Origin of the sequence: Streptosporangium amethystogenes subsp. fukuiense, from assembly GCF_042665875.1 — a bacterium.
Classification (GTDB): domain Bacteria; phylum Actinomycetota; class Actinomycetes; order Streptosporangiales; family Streptosporangiaceae; genus Streptosporangium; species Streptosporangium fukuiense.
The window spans coordinates 2,818,402-2,842,429 of record NZ_JBHTEE010000001.1 but is presented as its reverse complement, the minus strand read 5'-3'; the positions used below and the strand labels follow the sequence as shown (position 1 = coordinate 2,842,429).

16 protein-coding genes and 2 rRNA genes are annotated in these 24,028 nt (G+C 67.9%); 9 read left to right on the top strand and 9 right to left on the bottom strand.

What is annotated here, in order from left to right; genetic code table 11:
* Nucleotides 1-3 precede the first annotated feature (3 nt).
* From ACFQVD_RS12295 to ACFQVD_RS12280, 4 genes are all read right to left on the bottom strand, one after another.
* A complete protein-coding gene (locus ACFQVD_RS12295) occupies nucleotides 4-1,299 on the bottom strand; it encodes an AAA family ATPase (RefSeq protein ID WP_030922360.1) in 1,296 nt (431 codons plus the stop codon).
* Between the two features lie 166 nt (nucleotides 1,300-1,465).
* Entirely contained in the window at nucleotides 1,466-2,935 is a 1,470-nt protein-coding gene (locus ACFQVD_RS12290; protein WP_343967906.1) for a hypothetical protein, read from the bottom strand.
* 52 nt (nucleotides 2,936-2,987) lie between these two features.
* Nucleotides 2,988-4,115: a hypothetical protein gene (locus ACFQVD_RS12285; RefSeq protein ID WP_343967908.1), complete on the bottom strand. Its 1,128-nt coding sequence runs from the start codon at nucleotides 4,113-4,115 to the stop codon at nucleotides 2,988-2,990.
* Nucleotides 4,116-4,143: 28 nt separating this feature from the next.
* Nucleotides 4,144-4,920 (bottom strand): hypothetical protein, encoded by a 777-nt coding sequence (locus ACFQVD_RS12280; RefSeq protein WP_343967910.1) that lies wholly within the window; start codon nucleotides 4,918-4,920, stop codon nucleotides 4,144-4,146.
* Between the two features lie 397 nt (nucleotides 4,921-5,317).
* Here ACFQVD_RS12280 and ACFQVD_RS12275 point away from each other — a divergent pair, with 397 nt between their 5' ends.
* Both ACFQVD_RS12275 and ACFQVD_RS12270 read left to right on the top strand, forming a co-directional pair.
* Entirely contained in the window at nucleotides 5,318-5,614 is a 297-nt protein-coding gene (locus tag ACFQVD_RS12275; protein ID WP_343967912.1) for a FadR/GntR family transcriptional regulator, read from the top strand.
* A complete protein-coding gene (locus tag ACFQVD_RS12270) occupies nucleotides 5,578-5,895 on the top strand; it encodes a FadR/GntR family transcriptional regulator (protein ID WP_343967914.1) in 318 nt (105 codons plus the stop codon). Before ACFQVD_RS12275 ends, ACFQVD_RS12270 begins: the two co-directional genes overlap by 37 nt.
* Nucleotides 5,896-5,914: 19 nt before the next feature.
* On the opposite strand, the gene ACFQVD_RS12265 is transcribed toward ACFQVD_RS12270, so the two are convergent.
* Nucleotides 5,915-6,394, bottom strand: a complete 480-nt coding sequence (locus tag ACFQVD_RS12265; RefSeq protein ID WP_343967916.1) for a hypothetical protein — start codon at nucleotides 6,392-6,394, stop codon at nucleotides 5,915-5,917.
* Between the two features lie 339 nt (nucleotides 6,395-6,733).
* Here ACFQVD_RS12265 and ACFQVD_RS12260 point away from each other — a divergent pair, with 339 nt between their 5' ends.
* Nucleotides 6,734-7,348 (top strand): hypothetical protein, encoded by a 615-nt coding sequence (locus ACFQVD_RS12260; protein ID WP_343967918.1) that lies wholly within the window; start codon nucleotides 6,734-6,736, stop codon nucleotides 7,346-7,348.
* Here the strand turns inward: ACFQVD_RS12260 and ACFQVD_RS12255 are convergent.
* Entirely contained in the window at nucleotides 7,321-8,715 is a 1,395-nt protein-coding gene (locus ACFQVD_RS12255) for an MFS transporter (protein ID WP_343967921.1), read from the bottom strand. The two genes, ACFQVD_RS12260 and ACFQVD_RS12255, sit on opposite strands and share 28 nt — an antisense overlap.
* Before the next feature lie 196 nt (nucleotides 8,716-8,911).
* Between ACFQVD_RS12255 and ACFQVD_RS12250 the strand changes: the two genes are divergently transcribed.
* The 3 genes from ACFQVD_RS12250 to ACFQVD_RS12240 are packed head-to-tail and all read left to right on the top strand — an operon-like array spanning nucleotide 8,912 to nucleotide 12,720.
* Nucleotides 8,912-10,669, top strand: coding sequence for an ABC transporter ATP-binding protein/permease (locus ACFQVD_RS12250; protein ID WP_343967923.1), 1,758 nt, complete (start codon nucleotides 8,912-8,914; stop codon nucleotides 10,667-10,669).
* The gene (cydC, locus tag ACFQVD_RS12245; protein WP_343967925.1) at nucleotides 10,666-12,456 is read left to right on the top strand and encodes a thiol reductant ABC exporter subunit CydC; all 1,791 of its coding nucleotides are present in this window, start codon (nucleotides 10,666-10,668) and stop codon (nucleotides 12,454-12,456) included. The genes ACFQVD_RS12250 and cydC overlap by 4 nt, the downstream gene beginning before the upstream one ends.
* 45 nt (nucleotides 12,457-12,501) lie before the next feature.
* The gene (locus ACFQVD_RS12240) at nucleotides 12,502-12,720 is read left to right on the top strand and encodes a hypothetical protein (protein ID WP_343967927.1); all 219 of its coding nucleotides are present in this window, start codon (nucleotides 12,502-12,504) and stop codon (nucleotides 12,718-12,720) included.
* A 51-nt stretch (nucleotides 12,721-12,771) separates the two neighbouring features.
* Here the strand turns inward: ACFQVD_RS12240 and gndA are convergent, their stop codons facing one another.
* The 3 genes from gndA to ACFQVD_RS12225 all read right to left on the bottom strand — a co-directional run bounded on the left by gndA (nucleotide 12,772) and on the right by ACFQVD_RS12225 (nucleotide 17,468).
* On the bottom strand, nucleotides 12,772-14,202 hold the full coding sequence (gene gndA / locus ACFQVD_RS12235) for an NADP-dependent phosphogluconate dehydrogenase (protein WP_343967929.1): 1,431 nt from the start codon (nucleotides 14,200-14,202) through the stop codon (nucleotides 12,772-12,774).
* A 320-nt stretch (nucleotides 14,203-14,522) separates the two neighbouring features.
* The gene (locus ACFQVD_RS12230) at nucleotides 14,523-16,151 is read right to left on the bottom strand and encodes a serine/threonine-protein kinase (RefSeq protein WP_343967932.1); all 1,629 of its coding nucleotides are present in this window, start codon (nucleotides 16,149-16,151) and stop codon (nucleotides 14,523-14,525) included.
* Nucleotides 16,152-16,208: 57 nt separating this feature from the next.
* Entirely contained in the window at nucleotides 16,209-17,468 is a 1,260-nt protein-coding gene (locus ACFQVD_RS12225; protein ID WP_343967934.1) for a glycosyltransferase family 4 protein, read from the bottom strand.
* Between the two features lie 295 nt (nucleotides 17,469-17,763).
* Here ACFQVD_RS12225 and ACFQVD_RS12220 point away from each other — a divergent pair, with 295 nt between their 5' ends.
* The 3 genes from ACFQVD_RS12220 to ACFQVD_RS12210 all read left to right on the top strand — a co-directional run bounded on the left by ACFQVD_RS12220 (nucleotide 17,764) and on the right by ACFQVD_RS12210 (nucleotide 24,007).
* Nucleotides 17,764-18,348, top strand: coding sequence for a TetR/AcrR family transcriptional regulator (locus ACFQVD_RS12220; protein ID WP_343967936.1), 585 nt, complete (start codon nucleotides 17,764-17,766; stop codon nucleotides 18,346-18,348).
* Between the two features lie 618 nt (nucleotides 18,349-18,966).
* Nucleotides 18,967-20,492, top strand: a 16S ribosomal RNA gene (locus ACFQVD_RS12215).
* A gap of 385 nt (nucleotides 20,493-20,877) precedes the next feature.
* A 23S ribosomal RNA gene (locus ACFQVD_RS12210) occupies nucleotides 20,878-24,007 on the top strand.
* Together the 16S and 23S rRNA genes form the textbook arrangement of a ribosomal RNA operon.
* The last annotated feature ends 21 nt before the right edge of the window (nucleotides 24,008-24,028 follow it).

Genomic DNA, 24,028 nt, shown 5'->3' with positions numbered 1-24,028 from the left:
TCTTCAGTCATCAGGAGTCACCCGGTGCTTGGAGAGGTGGGCCAGCACCGCCTGGTTGGCCTCCCAGCCGTCGGGGAACTTCACCGGCACGCCGAGCTGGACCGGCTCGGCCGACGGGTGGGCGTCCAGCAGTTCGGGGATGCCCGCCCTGGCCACCACGACGCAGGCGTGGCGGTGCCGGGAGGCGAGCACGCACAGCCGCCCCGACTCCAGGTGGAACGCGGTGGCGTCGCGGCGCCCGGAGAGGGGATGGAGCACGATCGTCACGTCGTACTCCCGGCCCTGCAGGCGGTTGGCGGTGTCCACGGTGATCTCCGGCGGCACCCCGGCGGCCCTGATCGCGGCCACCTGGTCGCGGTGCGCGGCGCCGATGGCGATCCGGTCGGCCGTGACGGGATGGCTGCCGCGCTCGGAGTGCGCGACCGGACTCCGCTGGAGCAGCCGCGTCGCCAGGCTCGCGGTCGCCAGCACGGCCTCCGCGTCGGTGCGCACCGTGTGGCGGCTGGGCAGCTCGTACAGTGCCCAGCCAGACCCGGCCGCCTCCTCCAGCGCCAGGTCGAAGGGGGTGCGCATGCCGTTCACCGTGAACTCCAGCGACCGGTCGGCGGGGCCCGTCCCCGCGCGGAACCCGGTGAAGGGATAGAACGCCTCGGAGACCACGGGCGCGGCCGAGGCGGGCAGCCGCCAGGAGACCGGCAGCCGGTGCACCGGCAGGTCGGGGTTGTGTCGCAGCAGCACCGAGACCGCGCTCTGCACCGGGTCCCACGACAGGCCCGCCCAGCGGTCGCCGTCCACGATCGAGAACGGGTCGAGCTGGCCGGGGTCGCCCACGAACAACGACCGTTCGAACAGCGAGGCGATGCGCAGCAGCTTGTCCGAACGCATCTGGTAGGCCTCGTCGACGATGGCCCAGGGCCAGGTACGGTCGCCGATCCATGCCCACTTGTCCGCGGTGGCGATCACCACGGCCGGGTCCCCCAGGTCGGGCAGCTTGCCCGCGACCGAGACGTTGGGCAGGGCGAGGATGCGGCCGGGCGTGATGTAGCCGCTCGCCGAGAGCCGGCCGACCCCCAGGTCGGGATGCTCGGCCGCGAGCCGTTCCACCAGGTCGTCCACCTGCTCGTTGGTCTGCGCGACGATCATCAGCGGCTCGCCGGTCTCGGCGATGTGCCCCGCGGCCTTGACCACCAGCGTGGACTTGCCCGCGCCCGGAGGCGAGTCCACGACCACGCCGCGGTGACGGGGCAGGTCGGCCAGGACGGCGTCCACCACGGCCGCCGCCTCCTGCTGCGGCGTCATGCCACGCCTCCGCCACTGCTCGCCAGGTCCGTGCCGAGGCCGGTCACCCGGGCGCTGCGGCCCGCCGCTCCGGCACCGGCGGCCCGGTCTTTCGGTGCCGCCGCCGAGCGGGGAGCACGCACGGCCGAAAGGGACATCGGCCGGCCGTGCGGGGTCCGGTGAACGCTCAAAGCCATTCCTCCTGCGCGTCGTCGTCGCCGGGCTCGTACTCCTCCGGCGGCCCGCCGTGGGTCCACGGCGTCTGCTCGGGGTCCGGCAGCGCCGCCGACGACTGGAAGTCATCCATCAGTGAGGTGTACGAGACCCGCTCGCCCGGTTCGGGCACCGAACCCGGAGCCGGGGTCCTGCCCCGCCCCATCCCTTTGGTGATCTTAAGGGTGATCTCCCCGTCGACGGCCTCGACGATCTCGGCCGCGTGGCCGCGCCGGTCGGGGCTGCCGACGGTGGTGCCGGGCGTGAGCCGCACCGGGTCGCCGGTCCTCACCGTGATCAGGGGCCGGAGCTTGCGAGAGCGGCCCTCGCCCTCGCTGTGCTCGGGATCGGCGGCGATCACCGTCCCGGCGAAGGCCTCGCCGGTCAGCCGGTACTCGGCCATGAGCAGCGGGTCGTCGTGGGCCCGCTGCACGTCGTAGCTCGCCCGTGCCCGCTCCAGCCCCGCCAGCCTCGCGGCGGCGCTCACCGCCCCGTCCCTGCGGGCCTGCGGTGGGCTTCCCTCGGCGATCCGCTCGACGAACCGGGTGAACGACCCGCGGTCGATCTCCCAGCGGTCCTTCACCCGGGAACCCTCCGGCAGCGACCGCAGCAGGTCGACGGTCCGCCACATCAGCCGCCAGGTGGGGTCGAGCTGGGTGCGCAGCGCCTGGCTGACCCGGTCGACGGCACGGTCGGTCGGCGCCTCCTCGTAGGCGCGGATCGCGGGAGCGAGCACCTCGTTGTCGAAGCCCGGGTCGGTGGTGGGGCCCGCCGGCGGCCAGAGCAGCGGGTCCTCGGCCTCCTCGGCCGCCCGGTGACCGGACATTCCCGGCGGCGGGTCGATCCATCCCAGCAGCGCCGCCAGATTCGCGTCCTCCAGGCTGCTCTGCCCGGTCGCCCAGTGCAGGCTCAGTGCCTCGGTCGCCGCGAGCAGCACCGAGGAGCCCGGCTGCTGGGACCGGTCGGCGAAGTAGGTCAGCCACCGGCCGAGCAGCGGTACCGACGGGTGCACCGGATAGGGTCCCTCGGCCCTGCGGAACCGGGTGGAACGGCCGAGCAGCCCGGTGAACGCGGCGGCGGACCGGTTCGGCACGAGGATCTGCGGCGCGTCCAGGCACCGCTCGTACGGCTCGCCACCCCTGCGCTCGACCGTCTCGGTGCTTTTCTCGAACCCCTCGATATAGGGCAGCAGCACCTCGGCCAGCCCGGCGGCGAAGGCGAACCGCAGGTCCCGGTTACGTGGCTGGGGCACGACGAGCAGCCGGGGGTGGCCCGGGTCGGTGCCCACCATGGCGGCCAGCGGCGCGGCGGCCTCGCCGGCGAGCTTGAGCGGGATGAGCACCAGCGGCTGGTCGGAGATGTGGCAGTGCCGGACCGTGGTGATCCGCTGTGCGACGCCGTCCCTGACGGCTCGCAGCCGCGCCAGCGCCGTCAGCGCGCTCACCTGTCGTCCGCCCTCGCCGCGGCGGCCCCCGGCCCGGCGGCCTCGACGATCCTCACCGCAGCGACTCCTCGCGCAGCCGGTCCGCCAGCCGGAGCAGGCGGGCGATCTCCTCCTGGCCCTCGGCCACCTCGCGGGTGCCCTCGGCCAGGCCGAGCGCCTCGTGCATGCCGGAGACGCCGCCCAGCTGGTCGCGGATCTGACGCCCGAGCAGGTCGGTGGATCCGCAGGCGCGGGCCTCGTGACGGCAGAACATGCACATGTCGCAGGTGGACAGGCAGTCGGGCGCGTAGCGGGCGGGCACCTGGAGCAGCGCCTGGGTCAGCTCGTCCGCCGAACGGGTCGGCACCCCGTCCTCGCCGGGGGCCAGATCGAAGGTGAGGTCGTCCGGCAGGCCCTCCAGCAGGTACTCGACCCTGGTCATCCTGGTGAGCTGGCGGCCCAGCACCGACAGTTGCTTGCGCACGTCGACCAGTGCCGCGGTCGGGCGGTTGGCGAAGTTCTCCGGGCAGACGAGCACCACGTCGTGGGAGACGCGCTCCGGGTCGTGTCCGAGCTCGGCCATGAGCGTGCGCAACGCCAGGACGTAGACCGCCGCCTGCCGTGCCGCCGCCGCGACCTTGTCAGGCTCGGCCTGGCCGTCGATCATGCCGAACGACTTGATCTCCACGATGTGGAAGCGCCCGCCGATCTGGAAGGCCACCACGTCCGGTTCGAGGTAGGAGGTGTGCCCGGCGATCTCCAGGCTGAACAGCGGGTGGTCGTAGAACACCGCGGTCCCGTCGTCCTCGCGCGCCGCGCGGTCGATCAGCGCCCGGGTGTGCGAGTGGCGCAGGTGCGAGCCGACGCTCTCCACGTCCCGGTAGCCGACCTGGGCGACGGACAGGCCGAGCAGCTCGCGCAGCAGCCGCAACAGTTCGGCGCAGCCGTTCTCCTTGACCAGCGACTCGAAGACGTTGCCGCGGGTGATCGCGAACTGGGACTGGCCGAACGGGGCGGGGAAACCGACGTGCCGGGCCGTGCGGTCCTTGTCCACGCCCGCGGCGTCCATCACCGCCCGGCGCGCGCAACCGGGGTTGGCGGCCAGCGCCGCGATGGCCCGCGCGTCGTGCGGGCGGGCGGGCATCGTCCCGCGCAGCTCGTCAAGCCTGTTCAGGAAGGCTCTCTCCCGAAGGCTGCTCATGCGCGGGTTCCCCCGTCCAGCCGGGTCTTCAACAGGCCCCCCTCAAGGTGTTCATCGCGGTGACGCCGAACAGGCGCTCGGCGTCCGGTAGTTGCCTCGTCGCCCGCGCCGCCACCTCGGCCCGCTGCGCGGTGTCGGCGGCCCGGTGCACCTCCAGCTCGGCCCGTGCCGCGCGGATCGCGGTCGCGGGATCGGCCGGGGCGAAGCCCTCGACGGCGCCCGGGATGTTCTGCGCCATCCGCGACAGCAGCCGCATCGCCCCGGCCGGCGGCTCGGCCAGCCGCGCCAGGTGCTCGGCGATGCGCATGGTCGAGGTGAGGAAGTCGACGCGCGGGCTCAGCGGTCCCAGCACCCGCGACTCGGCCGGCCAGGTGCTGTCGGCGAGCAGCCCCCGGGCGGGGGAGAGGCGGTCGGTCAGCGCGGCGCACAGGTAGTACGGCCTGGCGTAGGGGTCGCCGCGGAACGAGCGCTCCTCGTCCCGGCGCAGGCTGGTCAGCTGTGAGCCGCGGAGTTCGCGGGAGAAGAACGCGTCGTTCACCGCCACGATGAGCTTGGCCGAGGTCGGTACGCCCAGCATGGCCAGCGCCTGGTGCACCTGCTCCCTGATGGGCAGCAGCGAGGTCTCGGGCTCGCACGCGGGCGCCGGCGCCTCGGAGCTTATCGCCGCGTCCCATGCCTGTTCGGCTCTGCGCAACTCCCCGCGCAGCGACCGGGCGAGCGAGTTCTCCTTCGCCTTGACCGCCCGTCGCACCTCGGCGCGGAGACCGGCTATTCGCCGTTCCAACGCGTCCAGTGAATCACTCACGGCCCGGAGCGTAACAGGAGTTCCACTGGTCTCCCTTCAATTCCAGTGAATTCCAGTATTAAAGAGCGGCCATCGCATCGCGATAATGCGACAAAAAGGTCATTTAATACGTAACTTACTGCCGGACCTGGAGAACCTGACAGATGTCGAGCGCCCCGTTATCCGAGACATCCGGACCGTGACGGGCCACCGGCACGAGACCGGCGGCGGCCGTTACGCCGCCGCGGTGTCCGCGCCGGGAGGTTTCGGGGTCCCCGGACCGGTGAGCCGCGAACCGGCGGACCCGACCGGCAGGCCGGGTGCTGGAATTCCCCGCTTCCAAGCCTTGGGCGGACATCGATCCGGAAGCCCTTTCCAAGGCCGCATCCCCGAGCCGGGAGGGTCCAGTCGCTCCAGCGTGCGGGAGGCGATCAAAACCCTCAGCGCGCTCGACATCGTCGAGGTGCGGCACGGGCACGGCACCTACGTCGGGCGGCTGTCCTTCGCCGCACTTGTCGAGAGTCTGACCTTTCGGGGGCTGCTCAGCCGGTCCGACGACTTCCGGGTGCTCTCCGAGCTGGGCGAGGTCCGCCAGACGATAGAGCAGGGGCTGGCCGGCTCGATCGTCGCCGCCTTCGACGATACCCCCACGCCGAACTGCTCGGCCTCGCCACCCAGATGGACGAACGCGCGGCCCGCGGCGAGGCCTTCATAGAGCAGGATCGCGAGTTCCACCTGCTGCTCATGGAACCGCTGGGCAACGAGCTGGTCACCCAGCTCACCGCCGCGTTCTGGGACGTCCACGCCATCGTGGCGCACACCCTGGACGCGACTCCCGAGTCGGTGCGGGAGACCGTCGAGGCGCACCATGCGATCGTCACGGCCGCCGCCGGTGACGTCGCCGCGTTCACGCGGGCCATCGCGGCCCATTACGCCCCGATCCAGCGGAGGCTTCAGGAGGAACCGGGGCGCCAGGAACCCGCGGCTGACGCCTGAGGGTTCCTGGCGCTTCCGATCACCCCTGAACGCCGGCCGGTGGCGCGAGCCAGGCGGGTAGCGGGCGGGTGTGCAGCACGTCCAGCCGCGAGACGGCCCGGGTCGGCACGACGTAGAGCCGGTTGAGTCCTCGGGGCTCGGTTTCGGCGATCTCGGCGGGCTCGGCCACCACCACGTGGTGGTACTCCAGCCCCTTGGCCATTGTCGCGGGGACGGCGGTGACGCGGGCCGCGGGGGCGATGTCGTCGAGTGTGGCGACCTCGACGCCTTCGGCCCTCAGCGCCGTCACCGGCTCGCCGAGGGCCGCGTCGGCGGCGATCACCGCGACCGAGCCCTCATGGCCGAGCGCCTCGCGCACCGCGCGGACCGCGGAGCCGGCGAGGTCGGGTGTCCGGAGGACCTCGAGGCGGCCGTCCGTACGGAACGAGCGAGTCCTGGGCACGTCCACAGCCGGCTCCTCCAGCAGGCGGTCGGAGATCGCGACGACGGCGGCGGGCACCCGGAAACCTGTGGTCAGGGCGGTCGGCTCCGCAGCGAGGTGTGCGCGGACTTCGAGGTCAAACTTCGTGAGTTCAGCTGAACACCGCTCCGGCCGTACGGCGCACGCGGCCTCTTCGCCGTGCACCCGAGCCCGCGTCGCGGTGGACCAGGGCCGCGGCCCGTCCGCGTGGACCCCTGCCGCGCCGGGGTCCGGGCGGGTCGCGACCCGGTTCCGTCATTGACAGGCGTCTCCACGTGTTCCTACTTTGGAAACAGTGTTTCCTCTAGGGAATCGGATGGTAGTGCCGTGGAATACCCCCTCTCTTTGGCGCTTGTGGACTTCTTGCCGGTTCTCGCTATGGCGACCGGTATCACCCTGCTCGTTCCCGGGGTTGGTGCCGTCGCCGGACCGAAAGTGATGCGTGTCGCACTGGCCGGAGGGCTGTCCATCGTGACCGGCGGCGCCCTCAAGGCCACTTGGAAGACCATCGTGGCCCTGGGCGGCCCTGACATCGTCTGGATGGCCAAGGCGCAGTTCTTCCTGCTCGGGCCGGGCTTCACCATCCTCGCCTGGGCGCTGCTGAGCGTCCGTCCCGGTGATGCGGGCAGGAGGATCGCTCCGCTGTGGGCGTTCGTGGCCTTCGCTCTGATCGGAGTCGTCGCCGCGGCCGGAGTCGGAGCGACTTGGCCGCTGCTCGTCGTGACCACGGCATCGTCGACGCTCCTCGCCGTGCGGCTGATCCTGCTGGCCCAGAAGTCGGGTGACACCGTGGCGATGGCCCTGCTGGGGTTCAACATCCTCGGTAGCTACAGCATGGGAATGCTCGCCGGGCAGCCGGAGCAGACCATCGCCCTGCAGTGGTTTGAGGAGTCGCTCAACACCTGCGTCTGGACGGCCTTCGCGGTGGCGGTGTGGTGGCTGACCCGGGCCGGGCGAGCACTCGCTCATGTCCGGACGGCTCCCGTGTCATAGCTGGAGCGCGCCTGCAGCACGACCAGGCCACTGATCGTCGCGGGCACCAGCAGGGCGGTGAAGGCGTAGAGCAGTGAGCCGAACAGGTCGGACACCGCGCCCACCAGGAGAGGCCCGAGCGCTCCGCTGAGGGCGAGGGTGAACTGGAGGAGGGCGAAGCCGACGCCGCGCCGCTCCGCCGGCAGCAGATCGGCCAGGCCCGCGGTCAGGTTGGCGATCGCCACGCAGAAGAAGGCATTGGTGATCAGGAACATCACGATGCGTACCCCGAGGACCGGCACGCCCACCGCGGCCCCGAGGAACAGCGCGCCGGCGAGCAGGCTGCCACCGCTCAGCGTGACACGCCAGGCCCGCCGGCGGTCCTGCCACCTGTCGCCGTATCGGCTGCCGAGCAGGGTGCCCGCGATGATGCCCACCAGGCCGGCGCCTCCGGCGATGCCCGCCGCCGGCCCGGCCTCCAGGCCGTTGAAGCGCTGCAGGAAGGTGGGCAGCCACCACATGATTCCGCCGATGCCGAAGAAGAGCAGCCCGAGACCGGTGAAGACCAGGCGTACCGCCCGGATCGCGATCACCTCTCGCATCTGCGGGATCACCTCGCGAAGACGCGGCTTCTCCGCGGCTGTCGCCGTCGCGTCGTCCGCTGTCGTCTCGTCCTTCGTCGCGGCGGCATCCGGCCCCGGAACGCCGGCGGCTTTCTGGGCCTCGCCGATACGGTCGCCGATCCCGCGGATCGGCTCGCGTAGCGTCAGGCAGAGGAGGGCCACCAGCAGGCCGGGAACGAACACGAAGAAGAACGCGCTACGCCAGCCGTACGCCTGCCCGACGGCACCGCCCACGGCCACGCCGATGGGGGTGCCGGCGAAGTAGGCCATGCGCTCGAATCCGAAGGCCCGGGCACGCGAGCCCGGCGGATAGTAGTCGGCCAGCAGGCTGGCCGCCGGTGGGCTGTAGAGCTGGCTGGCACCGCCGAGCAGGACGCGCATGCCGAAGAAGAGGGCGAACGTCGGGGCGAGCCCGGAGCCCAGGGTGAGCAGGGCCCACGACCCCACGATGGCCGCCATGAGGCCGGTGCGCCGTCCGGTGTCCGCGAGATAGCCGGCCGGCAGGAGCAGGATGGCACTGGCCACCAGTGAGGCTGTCGAGATCGCGCCTCCCCAGGTGTCACTGAATCCGAACTCCGCCTGGATCAGTGGCAACGCACCCGCGACCAGGTAGAACTCGACCTTGTCGACGAGCGAGACCAGCGCGATGACGGCGGCCGCCCACCAGCCGAAGGGGGCCGCGCGGTCCAACCGGACTTGGGCCGGCGGGCGGCCCGCATAGACGGCCATCTCGATTTCGGGGGGCCGGGAAACCGTGTGGTCCATGCGTGACCTCCGTACTTGCTCAAACCTATTGACTGAGCATCTGTTCAGATGACTTGATAGTGAAACATCGTCCCCATGAGGGAAACGAGATTCGGGGGCCCGTAGCCGCCCGGGCCTGTTGGCCGAGCGCCTGTTCGGGTGACTTCATAGTGAAACATCGTTCCCTTAGGGGAAACAAGGGTCGGAGGGTGCATAGATGGATGCGCTGTCGGCGGAGCAGGGTGCCTCGCCCGCGCCGCCGAAACCGGAGTCGCTGATGGGCGCGATCCGGGGTCGTGTGCTGTGGTCCGTACTGGGTACCTGGTCGCAGGCGCTCGCCACCACGGCGCTTCTCCTGCTCGTGGGCGCGGCGATCGGAGAGATCGCGGCAGGACGAACGCCGAGTAGCGGGCTGATCATCGGTCTGGTGGCGGCCGCCGCGCTGCGGGCCCTGTTCGCGGCACTGATCCCGGCCGTCACCATCCGAGCCGGCGGTTTCCTGGAGGTGAGTCTGCGAGCGCGGATCTACCGCCACCTGCTCCGGCTGGGCGCGCCCCTGCGCTCACGCGAGCAGAGCGGTCAGCTGGTCTCCACCGCCACCGAGGCGGTCGAACTGGTCGCCACCTACTACGCGACCTTCCTCGGCCCGATCCTGGCCTCGATGACGGTTCCGGTTCTGGTCCTCGCCGCGATCGCGCTGTTCGTCGACCCGTGGGCGGCGCTCGTCATCGCCATCGCGGTACCGGCGATCCCGCTCACCGTCGGGATCTTCGAACGGAGCTTCGCCAAGGTCAGCGCGGGCTACCGGGACACCGCCAACCGGCTGGCAGCCCGATTCCTGGACGCGCTGCAGGGGTTGTCGACGCTCAAGCTCTTCAACCAGGGCACCGCACACGGCAGGACCCTGGCAAGCGCGTCGGAGGATCTCCGCCGGGCGATCATGCGGCTGCTGGCCGGGAACCAGGTCATCCTGTTCGTGGTCGACACGGTGTTCTCCCTGGGGATGATCACCGCAGCCACGGTTCTGGCGATGGTACGGCTGGACGAGGGCGCGATCGGCATCGGCGAGGCGGTCGCGCTGGTCCTGCTCGCCACCCAGCTCGTCGAGCCGCTGGACAAGGTCGGCCAGTTCTTCTACATCGGGATGGGCGGCAGCGCCGCGGCCAAGGAGATCAAACGACTCCTGGCCGAGCGGCCGTCGATACCCGATCCCGCGACGCCGGCGCCCGACGGCGCCCCCGCGGAGGTCGAGTTCCACGGCGTGAGCTTCGCCTACGACCCGGGGTCCCCGGTGCTCCGCGACGTGAGTTTCAGGATCACGCCGGGAGAGAAACTCGCCCTGGTCGGTCCGTCCGGGTCCGGAAAGTCCACCGCCGCGGCTCTGCTCCAGCGCAACATCGCCGCGGGCGAGGGCGTCGTCAGCATCGGCGGCCACAACGTCACCGAGGTACCCGGCGACTGGGTGCGCGAGCAGATCACCGTCGTCGCCCAGACCACCTACCTGTTCACCGGCACGCTGCGGGACAACCTCAGGGTCGCCGCCCCCGGCGCCGACGACGACCGGCTGTGGCAGGCGTTGCGCACCGCCAACCTCGACGAGTTCGTCCGCGGCCTGCCGGAGGGCCTGGACACTCCGACCGGCGAGCGCGGCCTGATGCTGTCGGGCGGGCAGGCCCAGCGGGTCGCGATCGCGCGAGCCGTACTCAAGGACGCGCCCATCCTGATCCTGGACGAGCCCACCTCGAACGTCGACCTGGAGTCCGAAGCGGCGATCCTCTCCGCACTGGACCGGCTCGCCGTCGGACGCACGGTTCTCGTGATCGCGCACCGCCTGGCCACCGTACGAGACGCCGACCACATCGTGGTCCTGGAAGACGGCCGTGTCACCGAGCACGGCACCCACGACGAACTGCTGTCGGGCACCGGGCACTACGCCCGCGCCATGCGACGCACAGAGGCGGAGACCGGATCATGACCACCGAGGAGATGACCCGCGCCCGGATCAGTCGGCGCCTGCTCGACTTCGGCCGCCCGCTCTGGCCCCCGCTCACCACCTCGGTGACCTTCCGGGTGCTTCAGATGTGCCTCAACATCGCCCTGTACGGCATCGGATCCTGGGGCGTCACCCGCGTCGCCTCCGGAGACGCCGGGGTGATCACATCCGTGGCCGTCACGATGGTCGTCATCGCGTTCGCCAAAGGCCTGTTCCGCTACATCGAGCAGTACTTCGGGCACTTCGTCGCGTTCAAGCTGCTGGCCATGCTGCGCGACGACTTCTACACGCGGATCGAGCCGCAGGCCCCCGCGGGAATCGAGGGGCGCCGCACCGGTGACCTGCTCGCCCGCGTCATGAAGGACATCGACCGTATCGAGGTGTTCTACGCCCACACCATCGCTCCGTCACTGGCCGCGGCGATCGTCCCGCTCGTCTCGCTGTCGGTGCTGGGCGCGGCCTTCAGTCCCGTCGTCGCCCTGGTGCTGGCGCCGTTCCTGGTCGCCGTGGGTGTCGTCGTTCCCTGGATGAGTCACCGGGCGGCCGCCACGGCGGCCACCGACCTGCGGCAGGCCCGCGGCGATGTCTCCCAGCACATGACCGACGGTGTGCAGGGCGTACGCGAGGTGCTGGCCTTCGGATACGGCACCCGCCGCCTCGACGAGCTCGGCGAGCTCGGTTCGGCGGGGGCGGGCGCCGTCGGGCGGCTGGGGGCGATGATCTCGGTACGGCGCGGGCTGAACGAGCTGCTGGTGGCCGCCGGCGTCATCGCGGTCCTGTTCGCCGGAGCCGCACAGGGACTCTCCTGGCAGGACGTCGCGATCGTGGTCGCGATCAGCCTGGCGACCTTCGGGCCGGTTCTCGGCGTCGAGGAGTTCATCGCTGACCTGGAGCAGGCGTTCGCCGGCGCCCGGCGCATCTGGGAGGTCACCGACCGGCCCCCGGTGGTCGCCGACCCGCCCGCCCCCGTCGCCGCGCCGGCCGAGCCGTCGATCGGCTTCGAGGGCGTCACGTTCGGCTACCCGACCGCCGTGCCCGGCCTGACCCCTCCCGCGGTCACCGACGTCTCGTTCACCGTCCCGGCCGGCAAACGGTACGCGGTCGTGGGCACCTCGGGTTCCGGCAAGTCCACGCTGATCTCGCTGCTGCTGCGGTTCTGGGATCCGGCCTCGGGATCGATCCGCGTCGGGGACGTCCCGATCGACCGTCTGAGCCTGGAGGAGCTGCGCGACCTCGTCGCCGTCGTCGGCCAGCGCACGTATCTGTTCAACGACACGGTCGCCGCGAACCTGCGCATCGCCCGCCCCGAGGCCACCCAGCAGGAACTGGAGGCGGCCTGCCGCAGGGCGGCGCTGCACGACACGATCCTGGCGATGCCCGAGGGCTACGAGAGCGTCGTCGGAGAGATGGGCGAACGCCTGTCCGGTGGCCAGCGGCAGCGGTTGTCGATCGCCCGGGCGCTGCTGAAGGACGCCCCGATCCTCGTCCTGGACGAGGCGACCTCCGAACTCGACGTGCACACCGAGGCCGAGATCCAGCGGCAGATCGACGACCTCGCCGAGGGACGGACCCTCCTGGTCGTCGCGCACCGCCTCTCCACGGTGACCGACGCCGACCGGATCCTGGTCATGGACCGCGGCAGGCTCGTGGAGCAGGGGACCCACCGAGAGCTGCTCGCGGAAGGGGGCGCCTACGCGCGCCTGTACGCCCGCCAGGTCGACGACCTCGACCAGCCGACGGCCCCCACCGCGGGCCGGGCGTCCACCTGAGGCGTGGCCGCGGGGAAGCTGCATTCTTCCCCAGAAAGGGTTTCCATGCTACGCCGGAATCCCCGCCGGCCGCGGCGGCTGTTCACCGTCGTCTGCCACCGCGTGCGCCTCGCACTGGCGGAACTGCTCAAGGAGCGCTTCGACATCGACCACACCACCCTCCAGGTGGACCCCGGTGGCCCGGAGGCCGACCCGGCGCAGGTCGTACCGCGTCAGCACTGCCCGGACCCGCACGGTCCCCGGCACCGCGGCGGCCACAGCTGAGCGGTCGGCCGGGGGAGGGGCGGCGGAGCCTTCCGCCGCCCGCCGAGGATGTCAGCTCCCGATCTCCGTGCGGTCGCCCGACCACAGGGTGTGGAAGGAGCCCTCGCGGTCCACCCGCTGGTAGGTGTGCGCACCGAAGAAGTCACGCTGGCCCTGGATCAGGGCCGCAGGCAGGCGCTCGGCCCGCAGCCCGTCGTAGTAGGCCAGCGCGGTGGAGAAACCCGGTGCCGGGATGCCCAGTTCGGCGGCCTTCGCCACCACCCGCCGCCACGAGTCCTGCGCCAGGGTCAGCGCCTCGGCGAAATAGGGGGCGGCGAGCAGGGTGACCGGCTTGTCCGGCGCCGCGTACGCCTCGCGGATGCGGTCCAGGAAGACGGCGCGGATGATGCAGCCGCCCCGCCAGATCGTGGCCAGCACGCCGGGGTCGACGTTCCAGCCGTACTCGGCGCTACCCGCCCTGATCATGTCGAATCCCTGGGAGTAGGCGACGATCTTCGACGCGTACAGCGCCCGCCGCACATCCTCGGCGAAGTCCTCGCCGACGGCGCCGGCCGGTACGCCCGAAGGACCCGGCAGGCCGCGCGCGGCCGCGCGCAGGTCGGCGTGGCCGGACAGGGAGCGGGCGAACACCGCCTCGGCGATGCCGCTCACCGGAACCCCCAGGTCCAGGGCGATCTGCACGGTCCACCGGCCGGTGCCCTTCTGCTCCGCCCGGTCGGCGATCACGTCGACGAGCGGCCTGCCGGTGGCCGCGTCGACCTGGCGGAGCACCTCGGCGGTGATCTCGATCAGGTACGAGGACAGCTCGCCCGAGTTCCACTCCGCGAAGATGTCCGCGAGCTCCGCCGGGGTCCGGCCGAGCCCCTGCCTGAGCAGGTCGTACGCCTCGGCGATGAGCTGCATGTCGGCGTACTCGATGCCGTTGTGCACCATCTTCACGAAGTGCCCGGCACCGTCGGGACCGATGTGCGCGCAGCAGGGCACGCCGTCGACCTTCGCCGCGATGTCCTCCAGCAGCGGGCCCAGCGCCTCGTACGACTCCTTCGAGCCGCCGGGCATGATGCTCGGCCCGAGCAGCGCGCCCTCCTCCCCGCCGGAGACCCCCGCGCCGACGAAGTGCAGGCCGCGCTCGCGCAGCGCGGCCTCGCGCCTGCGCGTGTCGAGGAAGTGCGCGTTCCCGCCGTCCACCAGCATGTCGCCCGGCTCCAGCAGGGGAGCGAACTCCTCGATCACCGCGTCGGTCGCCGCCCCGGCCTTGACCATGATCAGGATGCGCCGGGGGCGCTCCAGCGCCGCGACGAACTCCTCGGGAGTCTCGCAGGGGACGAAGGTCCCCTCGTCCCCGTGCTCCTCGACCAGTGCCTTGGTCCTGTGATGTGACCTGTTGTGCACCGCTACCACATGCCCGTGCCTCGCCAGGTTACGGGCGAGGTTCGCCCCCATGACGGCCAGCCCTGTCACACCGATCTGTGCCTGAGTCATCACATACCTCCAACTCGGAGACCTCGGTCCTCACGACCGGGAAAGAAAACACGACAGGATGCCACATAGTGGGTTTCTCGAAAGCATGAGCGAACCCGGTCCGTGCGTCATCACCGCTTATGACGTACGCGGATCGCGAAGCGAGCGTTCACATCTCGCCTCATCCAATCCTTCACCTCAAGAATGCCAGTCCCTACTCGCCCTGACTAAAGGGGCGAAGAGAGTGTCGGCGCCGTGCCGACCGGCGGACCGTCCGCTTCCGAGCGGTTCCGGCCCCGGCTGGGAGCGGGAGCGACGTGACCGGATCCCACCCCGAGGGCTCACCGGCCGAAGCGGATTCCCGGCGTCTCCAGGCCGATGAGGCCGCCCAGGCACCGATAGGTCCGTGCCCCACCCTGGAACTGCTCCTGGGAGGGGGGCAGGACCGTGCCCTGCCACCTGCTCCGCCTATCACTGCGGGTGTCGTGCATGGAGGCGAACATGACCTGCTCCGAGCACACCTTCCGCACCGTCGGATGCTTCTCCAGGGCCGCCAGGTCGTAGGTGAGCGAGTCCTGCGGAAGCGGCGCGATCGCGTACGTCTCCCACACGTGCGTCTCCTCGCAGCCGATCCGCCTGGCCGTGGTGTCGCCCGCGATCGAGACGAGGCCGCCCCAGCACTCGGGCTCCGCCACGCACGCGGCCCCCGCACCGGCGACCGCCGAGGCGGGGCAGGCCGCCGTGACGGTGCGAACCTCCGGAACCTTGGGGGCCGCGGACGCGCCGGGCGCCGAGGCCGTGCCGTCCCCGGCGTTCTCGCCGCCCCGGCCCGACTGCTGCGAGGTGGTCGGGGTCCGGTCGCGATTCTCGATGTACATGAGCCCGGCCCCGGCCAGCAGCAGGATCACGAAGGCTACGGCCACCGCGACGAAGACCCGCGTGTTCGACGAGGCGGGATGCTCCGGCGGTTTGGTACCGCTCACCCCCGGAGAGGTCAGATGCGACCGCACCGGCTCCCTGCCGGGCCCGCCCTGGACCGGCGGCGCGCCGTACGGCGGTGGCGTTGTGGCATACGGCGGAGATGGAGCCGGAGCCGGGGGAGGGGGGACGGGCCGTGGGGCACGGGACGGGAAGGCCGGAACCTCCCCCGTCGAACGCAGTCCCGCGAGGGCGTCGCGCAGCGCGGCCACCGAGGGGGTGCGCCGCGCGGGGTCGGTGGCCATGGCATCCCTGAGCACGGCGGTCAGTTCCGGCGGCACCCCCGGGATCTCGGGGACGGGCAGGCGGTGCAGGGCCATGATGACCGCGATGTTGACCACGCCGCTCTCCGGGAAGCGTGGAGGGCGCCCGGAGAGCAGCGCGTACAGCGTGGCGGCGAGGGAGTAGACGTCACCCGCGGGGGCGGGTTCGGTCAGCTCGAACGCCTCGGGCGGGGCATAGGCCGGGGTGAGGGACTCCCTGGTCACCGATGCCTCGCCGCCCGACGAGGACATGGTGGCCAGGCCGAAGTCGGAGAGCACCGCATTGCCGTACCGGTTGATCAGGATGTTGGCGGGTTTGATGTCGCGGTGCAGCACTCCGGCGGCATGCGCCGCGGACAGCGCGTCGGCGATCTTGATACCGATGTCGGTGACCTCGGCCGGCGGCAGCCGCCCCTCCACACGCATCCGATCCAGCAGCGACCCGCCAGGGCACAGCTCCAGGACCATGTACGGCCGCCCGTCGGGCAGGACCCCGGCGTCGTAGACATGGGCGACGTGCGGATGGCCGGAGAGGGCACCCGCCGAGGTCACCTCGCGCATGAAACGGCGCCGGTCCCGTTCCGAGACCAGCACCCGGTTGTCCACCTTGAGCGCGACCTCACGCTCCACCGCCAGCTGCCTGGCCCGGTAGACGATCCCGAAACCACCCTGGCCGAGCACCCCGGACACCTCGTAGCCCGGTACGGCGACGGCACCCGCTCCGGCCACCTGCCACCTCCTGAAGACGAGCGGCAGATTACCGGAGTTTCACCCGCGAACCACGCGTTATACCGGCCCGCGCCGCTTCCGGTCGCCGGGATGTCCGTCACCGAGTTCCGCCAGAAGCGCGTCCCAGCGGGCCCCGACGGCGTCGAGGCTGTAGTCGGCTGCCGTCAGCACCGCGTTGTCGCCGAGCCTGCCACGCAGCTCCCGGTCCTCGATCAGCCGGCAGAGCGCCTCGGCGAGCGCCGCCGGTCTCCTCGGCGGCACGAGCAGCCCGTTGTGCTCGTGCACGATGACCTCCCCGGGGCCGTGCGGGCAGTCGAAGCTCACCACCGGCACGCCCTTGCTCATCGCCTCCAGGATCGTCATGCTGAATCCCTCGTGGCGCGAGCTGACGGCGTAGATCGATGACTTGGCCAGCTCCATGCCGATCTCCGACGAGCTGCCCATGAGCAACATCGTGTCCGACAGCCCGGCCTCCTCGATCCTGGCGCGGAGCTTCCGCTCGGCCTCGGGCCTGCCACGCCCGTAAAGGCGCAACACCCAGTCGGGGTGCGCCGCGGCGACGGGCTGCCATGCCTTCACCAGCAGGTCGAAGCCCTTGGCGTGCACCATCCTGCCGATGGCGACCACGACTTTCTCGTCCAGCTTCGCGATGTCACCGGACAGCGCGGTCACGGCGTTCGGGATGCGCAGCAGCCGTCCGGGCGGTGTCCTCAGAACCCTGCGGTAGTGCTCCAGGTCCACCTGCGTCAACGTGACGAAGGCGTCCAGCCTGCCGTAGCGCCGCTTGATGAGCCGGACGACCTCGGGGGAGTGCACGTCGAGTGCCACGTGCTCCTGGCCGATGGTGATGACGCCCGGGGGTGCGAACAGGGCGGTGATCAGGTTGAATCCCGGCCGGGTGGAGATCAGCACGCCGGTGCGCATGGATCGCAGACAGCGGACCATGCGCAGGTCCGTCAGCAGTGAGACCGCCCGGTAGACGTTCTCCTGCCTCGGGATCAGCATGCTCGGCAGGCGCGACAGCAGCCATCCCACCGGGCCTCGCCGCCGGGTCCTGTCGTCCAGGAACGACACCCGCACGCCCGGCGGGATGGGAAAGAACGGTTCCCTGGCCGTCCGGACCACGCTGACGATCTCCACATCGCGCTCGCGGGCCAGATGGCCCGCCAGGTTGAGCACGGTCCTGATGGTGCCGCCCATTCCGTACGCGTGCTGCAGCAGGATCCGGACGGTTCTCGTGTCGGGCACCGGAGCGCGCCTCGCCCGCCTCGCGTTGAGCGCCCGCAGCACCCCGAACGCCATCCGCCTGACAGCCACCCGTGCTCGCCGCGTCCTCGACATGCTGAGAGCCCCCCGCCCGTCCCGCATTCCCTGTCATTCCCCTTTCCCGGAGCTACTTCCGCTAAAGCGCACACGCCGGACATCTCGCTCACTGCCTGACAGATCGTCGTACGGGCCGCAGCGGTCCTGGACCGCCGGTGAATCGGTCCCGCCCGTCCTTCGCGACGTGAGCTCATGTCCCCTGCCCCACCGGAGCCGCTGTTCGCGTTCACGGCGCTTCCGGCCGGGGCGCCCGGCCTATGCTGTTCCTCTCCGTGTGAGGGGAGCATCGGTGGGCGGACGGGATCCGGATCGGCGTCGAGCGTTGCTCGACGCCGCGGACCGGGTGATCCGGCGTGAGGGACCCGAGGCGTCCATGGCGTCGATCGCCGCAGAGGCGGGGGTCACCAAGCCCATCCTCTACCGGCACTTCGGCGACAAGAGCGGGCTCTACCAGGCCCTGGCGAACCGGCATGTCCGCACCGTGGTCGGCCTGCTGCGCCCGGAGTTCGACCGGGCCAAGGCCGACCTGCGCAGTCGCGCCCGAGCGACGATCGACGCCTATCTGGAGATGATCGCGGCCAACCTGAATCTCTACCGGTTCCTCTTCTACCGGGCCGGCGCGGAGGACAGCCGGACCCACTCCCAGATGACCGCGATCGTGCGCAGCCTCGGTGAGGAACTCGGCACGGTGATCGCCGCCGAGACGGCGGTGCCCGATCCGGTTCGCGCCCAGGTATTGGGTCACGCCTTCGTCGGTATGGTTCAGGCCACCGGTGACTGGTGGCTGGAGCATCCCGAGGTGGACCGCGCCGAAGTCGTCGAGGGGCTGGTCAGCGTCATCGTGGCGACGATGTCGGCCACGCTCTCCCGCTGACGTCGCCTGTCACCGAACCTCTTCGCCGGCGCCACGGCCTCAAGGGTCGTCACCACATAAGCGTGCGATTCATCGGTCTTCCGGGCGGTCGGGTCTCTCTGGGGACGTGGTCGATTTGACGATGCGGGACGAGGTTCGTACAGTTCACCAGACCCGAGGGAGACGGCGGTGGCGCCGGGGCCTCGGGAACCTCTCTAACGATCTTCATCCCAAGGGGATATCTATCTCCAAAGGGGTCTGGTTCGACATGAATCAGATGGTCGAGTACGTTAGAAGGGTTGCTCTGGAAACGGAGTCGCCGAATTCCAGCAAGACCTGCAAGATCAAGTCAATCGATTCAAAACGAGCCGGTTTGACACGAAAAAGCGGGCCTGAAAGAATAACGGCACAACGAAAGAACAGCACGAAAACGAACCGCCCCTGGTTCTCCGGCCAAAACCAGCCGGGACGACGGTGTACGCGTCCGTTTCTTGAGAACTCAACAGTGTGTTAAAAGCCAGTGCATGAAGCACAACCCTGTCCAACCTGCCCTGTCATTGGGGTGGGGGACGGATTCCTTTGGTTGAACATCCATCATGTGTGATGGGTGCTTTCAGCCGGGAGCAACTGTTCAGACATTGTTTGGAGAGTTTGATCCTGGCTCAGGACGAACGCTGGCGGCGTGCTTAACACATGCAAGTCGAGCGGAAAGGCCCTTCGGGGTACTCGAGCGGCGAACGGGTGAGTAACACGTGAGTAACCTGCCCCTGACTCTGGGATAAGCCCGGGAAACTGGGTCTAATACCGGATACGACACCTCCCGGCATCGGGTGGGTGTGGAAAGTTTTTTCGGTTGGGGATGGACTCGCGGCCTATCAGCTTGTTGGTGGGGTAACGGCCTACCAAGGCGACGACGGGTAGCCGGCCTGAGAGGGCGACCGGCCACACTGGGACTGAGACACGGCCCAGACTCCTACGGGAGGCAGCAGTGGGGAATATTGCGCAATGGGCGAAAGCCTGACGCAGCGACGCCGCGTGGGGGATGACGGCCTTCGGGTTGTAAACCTCTTTCAGCAGGGACGAAGTTGACGTGTACCTGCAGAAGAAGCGCCGGCTAACTACGTGCCAGCAGCCGCGGTAATACGTAGGGCGCAAGCGTTGTCCGGAATTATTGGGCGTAAAGAGCTCGTAGGTGGCTTGTCACGTCGGGTGTGAAAGCTTGGGGCTTAACTCCAGGTCTGCATTCGATACGGGCTGGCTAGAGGTAGGTAGGGGAGAACGGAATTCCTGGTGTAGCGGTGAAATGCGCAGATATCAGGAGGAACACCGGTGGCGAAGGCGGTTCTCTGGGCCTTACCTGACGCTGAGGAGCGAAAGCGTGGGGAGCGAACAGGATTAGATACCCTGGTAGTCCACGCTGTAAACGTTGGGCGCTAGGTGTGGGGACCTTCCACGGTTTCCGCGCCGTAGCTAACGCATTAAGCGCCCCGCCTGGGGAGTACGGCCGCAAGGCTAAAACTCAAAGGAATTGACGGGGGCCCGCACAAGCGGCGGAGCATGTTGCTTAATTCGACGCAACGCGAAGAACCTTACCAAGGCTTGACATCGCCCGGAAAGCTTCAGAGATGGAGCCCTCTTCGGACTGGGTGACAGGTGGTGCATGGCTGTCGTCAGCTCGTGTCGTGAGATGTTGGGTTAAGTCCCGCAACGAGCGCAACCCTTGTTCAATGTTGCCAGCACGCTCCTTTTAGGGGTGGTGGGGACTCATTGGAGACTGCCGGGGTCAACTCGGAGGAAGGTGGGGATGACGTCAAGTCATCATGCCCCTTATGTCTTGGGCTGCAAACATGCTACAATGGCCGGTACAGAGGGTTGCGATACCGTGAGGTGGAGCGAATCCCTAAAAGCCGGTCTCAGTTCGGATTGGGGTCTGCAACTCGACCCCATGAAGTCGGAGTCGCTAGTAATCGCAGATCAGCAACGCTGCGGTGAATACGTTCCCGGGCCTTGTACACACCGCCCGTCACGTCACGAAAGTCGGCAACACCCGAAGCCCGTGGCCCAACCAGCTTGTCTGGGGGGAGCGGTCGAAGGTGGGGCTGGCGATTGGGACGAAGTCGTAACAAGGTAGCCGTACCGGAAGGTGCGGCTGGATCACCTCCTTTCTAAGGAGCATCGGTCGCGGTCATCTTCGGGTGGTCGTGGTCCATGCCGTGTTCGTGGGCGAACGTTCCACGCTCGGCGCGCTCATTAGTGGAGCACTGGCTATTCGATCGGGCCTTGCCGGCCGGACTGTCTAGTACCGCCCTCGTGAGAGGGAGTGGGAACGGGGTTTCGGGGGTGGGGGCTGGTCGAACACACTGTTGGGTCCTGAGGAAACGGACATTGTGGCGGGCCCGCTTGTGGCGGGCTTGCTGTCTGTTGGAGCCTCATGCGGGACCGATCATCTGTCACATCGGCTTGGGATGTTTGTCCTGGGTGCTGGTGGCGGGTCTGGTCTGGTCGCTGTTTGTTGTTTGAGATTTGCATAGTGGACGCGAGCATCTTTGTGGCCAAGTTTTTTAGGGCACACGGTGGATGCCTTGGCATCAGGAGCCGATGAAGGACGTGGGAGGCTGCGTTAAGCCCCGGGGAGTCGCCAACCAGACTTTGATCCGGGGATGTCCGAATGGGGAAACCTAGCACCAGTCATGTGGTGTTGCCTCCGCCTGAATGTATAGGGCGGTTGGTGGTAACGCGGGGAAGTGAAACATCTCAGTACCCGTAGGAAGAGAAAACAAATAGTGATTCCGTGAGTAGTGGTGAGCGAAAGCGGATCAGGCTAAACCGTAGGCGTGTGATAGCCGGCAGGCGTTGCGTTTACGGGGTTGTGGGACCCTCTGGGAGGAGCTGCCGTTCCTCCAGACAGTAAGAAATCCTTCCGATAGCTGAAGCTTCTGGGAAGTGGCGCCGTAGACCGTGAGAGTCGGGTAGGCGAAATTGGTTGGACTGTTGGAGGGGATCCCAAGTAGCACGGGGCCCGAGAAATCCTGTGTGAATCTGCCAGGACCACCTGGTAAGCCTAAATACTCCCTGATGACCGATAGTGAACAAGTACCGTGAGGGAAAGGTGAAAAGCGCCCCGGTGAGGGGTCGTGAAATAGTACCTGAAACCGTGTGCCTACAAGCCGTAGGAGCGTAAACGCTTTTCGGAGTGTTTGTGATGTGACTGCGTGCCTTTTGAAGAATGAGCCTGCGAGTTATGGTGTGTGGCGAGGTTAACCCGTGTGGGGGAGCCGTAGCGAAAGCGAGTCTGAATAGGGCGTTTGAGTCGCATGCTGTAGACCCGAAGCGGAGTGATCTAGGCATGGGCAGGTTGAAGCGCGGGTAAGACCGCGTGGAGGACCGAACCCACCAGGGTTGAAAACCTGGGGGATGACCTGTGTTTAGGGGTGAAAGGCCAATCAAACTCCGTGATAGCTGGTTCTCCCCGAAATGCATTTAGGTGCAGCGTTGCGTGTTTCTTGCCGGAGGTAGAGCACTGGATGGCTAATGGGCCCGACAAGGTTACTGACGTCAGCCAAACTCCGAATGCCGGTAAGTGAGAGCGCAGCAGTGAGACTGCGGGGGATAAGCTCCGTAGTCGAGAGGGAAACAGCCCAGACCACCGACTAAGGCCCCTAAGCGTGTGCTAAGTGGGAAAGGATGTGGAGTCGCAGTGACAACCAGGAGGTTGGCTTAGAAGCAGCCATCCTTGAAAGAGTGCGTAATAGCTCACTGGTCAAGTGATTCCGCGCCGACAATGTAGCGGGGCTCAAGTACACCGCCGAAGTCGTGGCATTCACACGTATAACTGAGCCTTTGTGGTTTAGGTGTGTGGATGGGTAGGGGAGCGTCGTGCGGCCGGCGAAGCAGCGGAGTGATCCAGCTGTGGAGGCTGTGCGAGTGAGAATGCAGGCATGAGTAGCGAATCAGAAGTGAGAAACTTCTGCGCCGGATGACCAAGGGTTCCTGGGGCAGGCTAATCCGCCCAGGGTAAGTCGGGACCTAAGGCGAGGCCGACAGGCGTAGTCGATGGACAACGGGTTGATATTCCCGTACCCGCTACGATGCGCCAATACTGAATCCAGTGATACTAAGGGTCCTTAACCCCTCCGAGCCTTCGGGCTTGGGGTGAGGGTGAACGCCTGGCCTGAACTGGTAGTAGGTAAGCGATGGGGTGACGCAGGAAGGTAGCCCAGCCCAGGCGATGGTAGTCCTGGGGTAAGCATGTAGGACGTGTTGTAGGCAAATCCGCAACACATTGAGTCTGAGATGTGATGCCGAGCCGATTGTGGCGAAGTGGGTGATCCTATGCTGCCGAGAAAAGCCTCTAGTGAGTGTCGTGGCGGCCCGTACCCTAAACCGACTCAGGTGGTCAGGTAGAGAATACTAAGGCGATCGGGTGAACTGTGGTTAAGGAACTCGGCAAATTGCCCCCGTAACTTCGGGAGAAGGGGGGCCTTCGCTGGTGACGAACCTTTGCGTTCTGAGCTGGTGGGGGTCGCAGAGGCCAGGGGGAAGCGACTGTTTACTAAAAACACAGGTCCGTGCGAAGTCGTAAGACGATGTATACGGACTGACGCCTGCCCGGTGCTGGAACGTTAAGGGGACCGGTTAGTGGAGTTTCGACTTCGCGAAGCTGAGAACTTAAGCGCCAGTAAACGGCGGTGGTAACTATAACCATCCTAAGGTAGCGAAATTCCTTGTCGGGTAAGTTCCGACCTGCACGAATGGCGTAACGACTTCCCCGCTGTCTCAACCGCAGACCCGGCGAAATTGCACTACGAGTAAAGATGCTCGTTACGCGCAGCAGGACGGAAAGACCCCGGGACCTTCACTATAGCTTGACATTGGCGTTTGGAGCGTCTTGTGTAGGATAGGTGGGAGACGGTGAAGCTATCACGCTAGTGGTGGTGGAGTCATTGGTGAAATACCACTCTGGTCGTTTTGAACGTCTAACTTCGGTCCGTGATCCGGATCAGGGACAGTGTCTGGTGGGTAGTTTAACTGGGGCGGTTGCCTCCTAAAGAGTAACGGAGGCGCCCAAAGGTTCCCTCAGCCTGGTTGGCAATCAGGTGTCGAGTGTAAGTGCACAAGGGAGCTTGACTGTGAGACCGACGGGTCGAGCAGGAGCGAAAGCTGGGACTAGTGATCCGGCGGTGGCATGTGGAAGCGCCGTCGCTCAACGGCTAAAAGGTACCCCGGGGATAACAGGCTGATCTTCCCCAAGAGTCCATATCGACGGGATGGTTTGGCACCTCGATGTCGGCTCGTCGCATCCTGGGGCTGGAGTAGGTCCCAAGGGTTGGGCTGTTCGCCCATTAAAGCGGCACGCGAGCTGGGTTTAGAACGTCGCGAGACAGTTCGGTCCCTATCCGCTGCGCGCGCAGGAGACTTGAAAGGAGCTGTCCCTAGTACGAGAGGACCGGGACGGACGAACCTCTGGTGTGCCAGTTGTTCCGCCAGGAGCACGGCTGGTTGGCTACGTTCGGAAGGGATAACCGCTGAAAGCATCTAAGCGGGAAGCTCGCCTTGAGATGAGGTCTCCCACCCTGTGAGGGGGTAAGGCTCCCGGTAGACGACCGGGTTGATAGGCTGGAGGTGGAAGCGCAGTAATGTGTGGAGCTGACCAGTACTAATAGGCCGAGGACTTGACCACAAAGCAGTTCTTGCTCGCGTC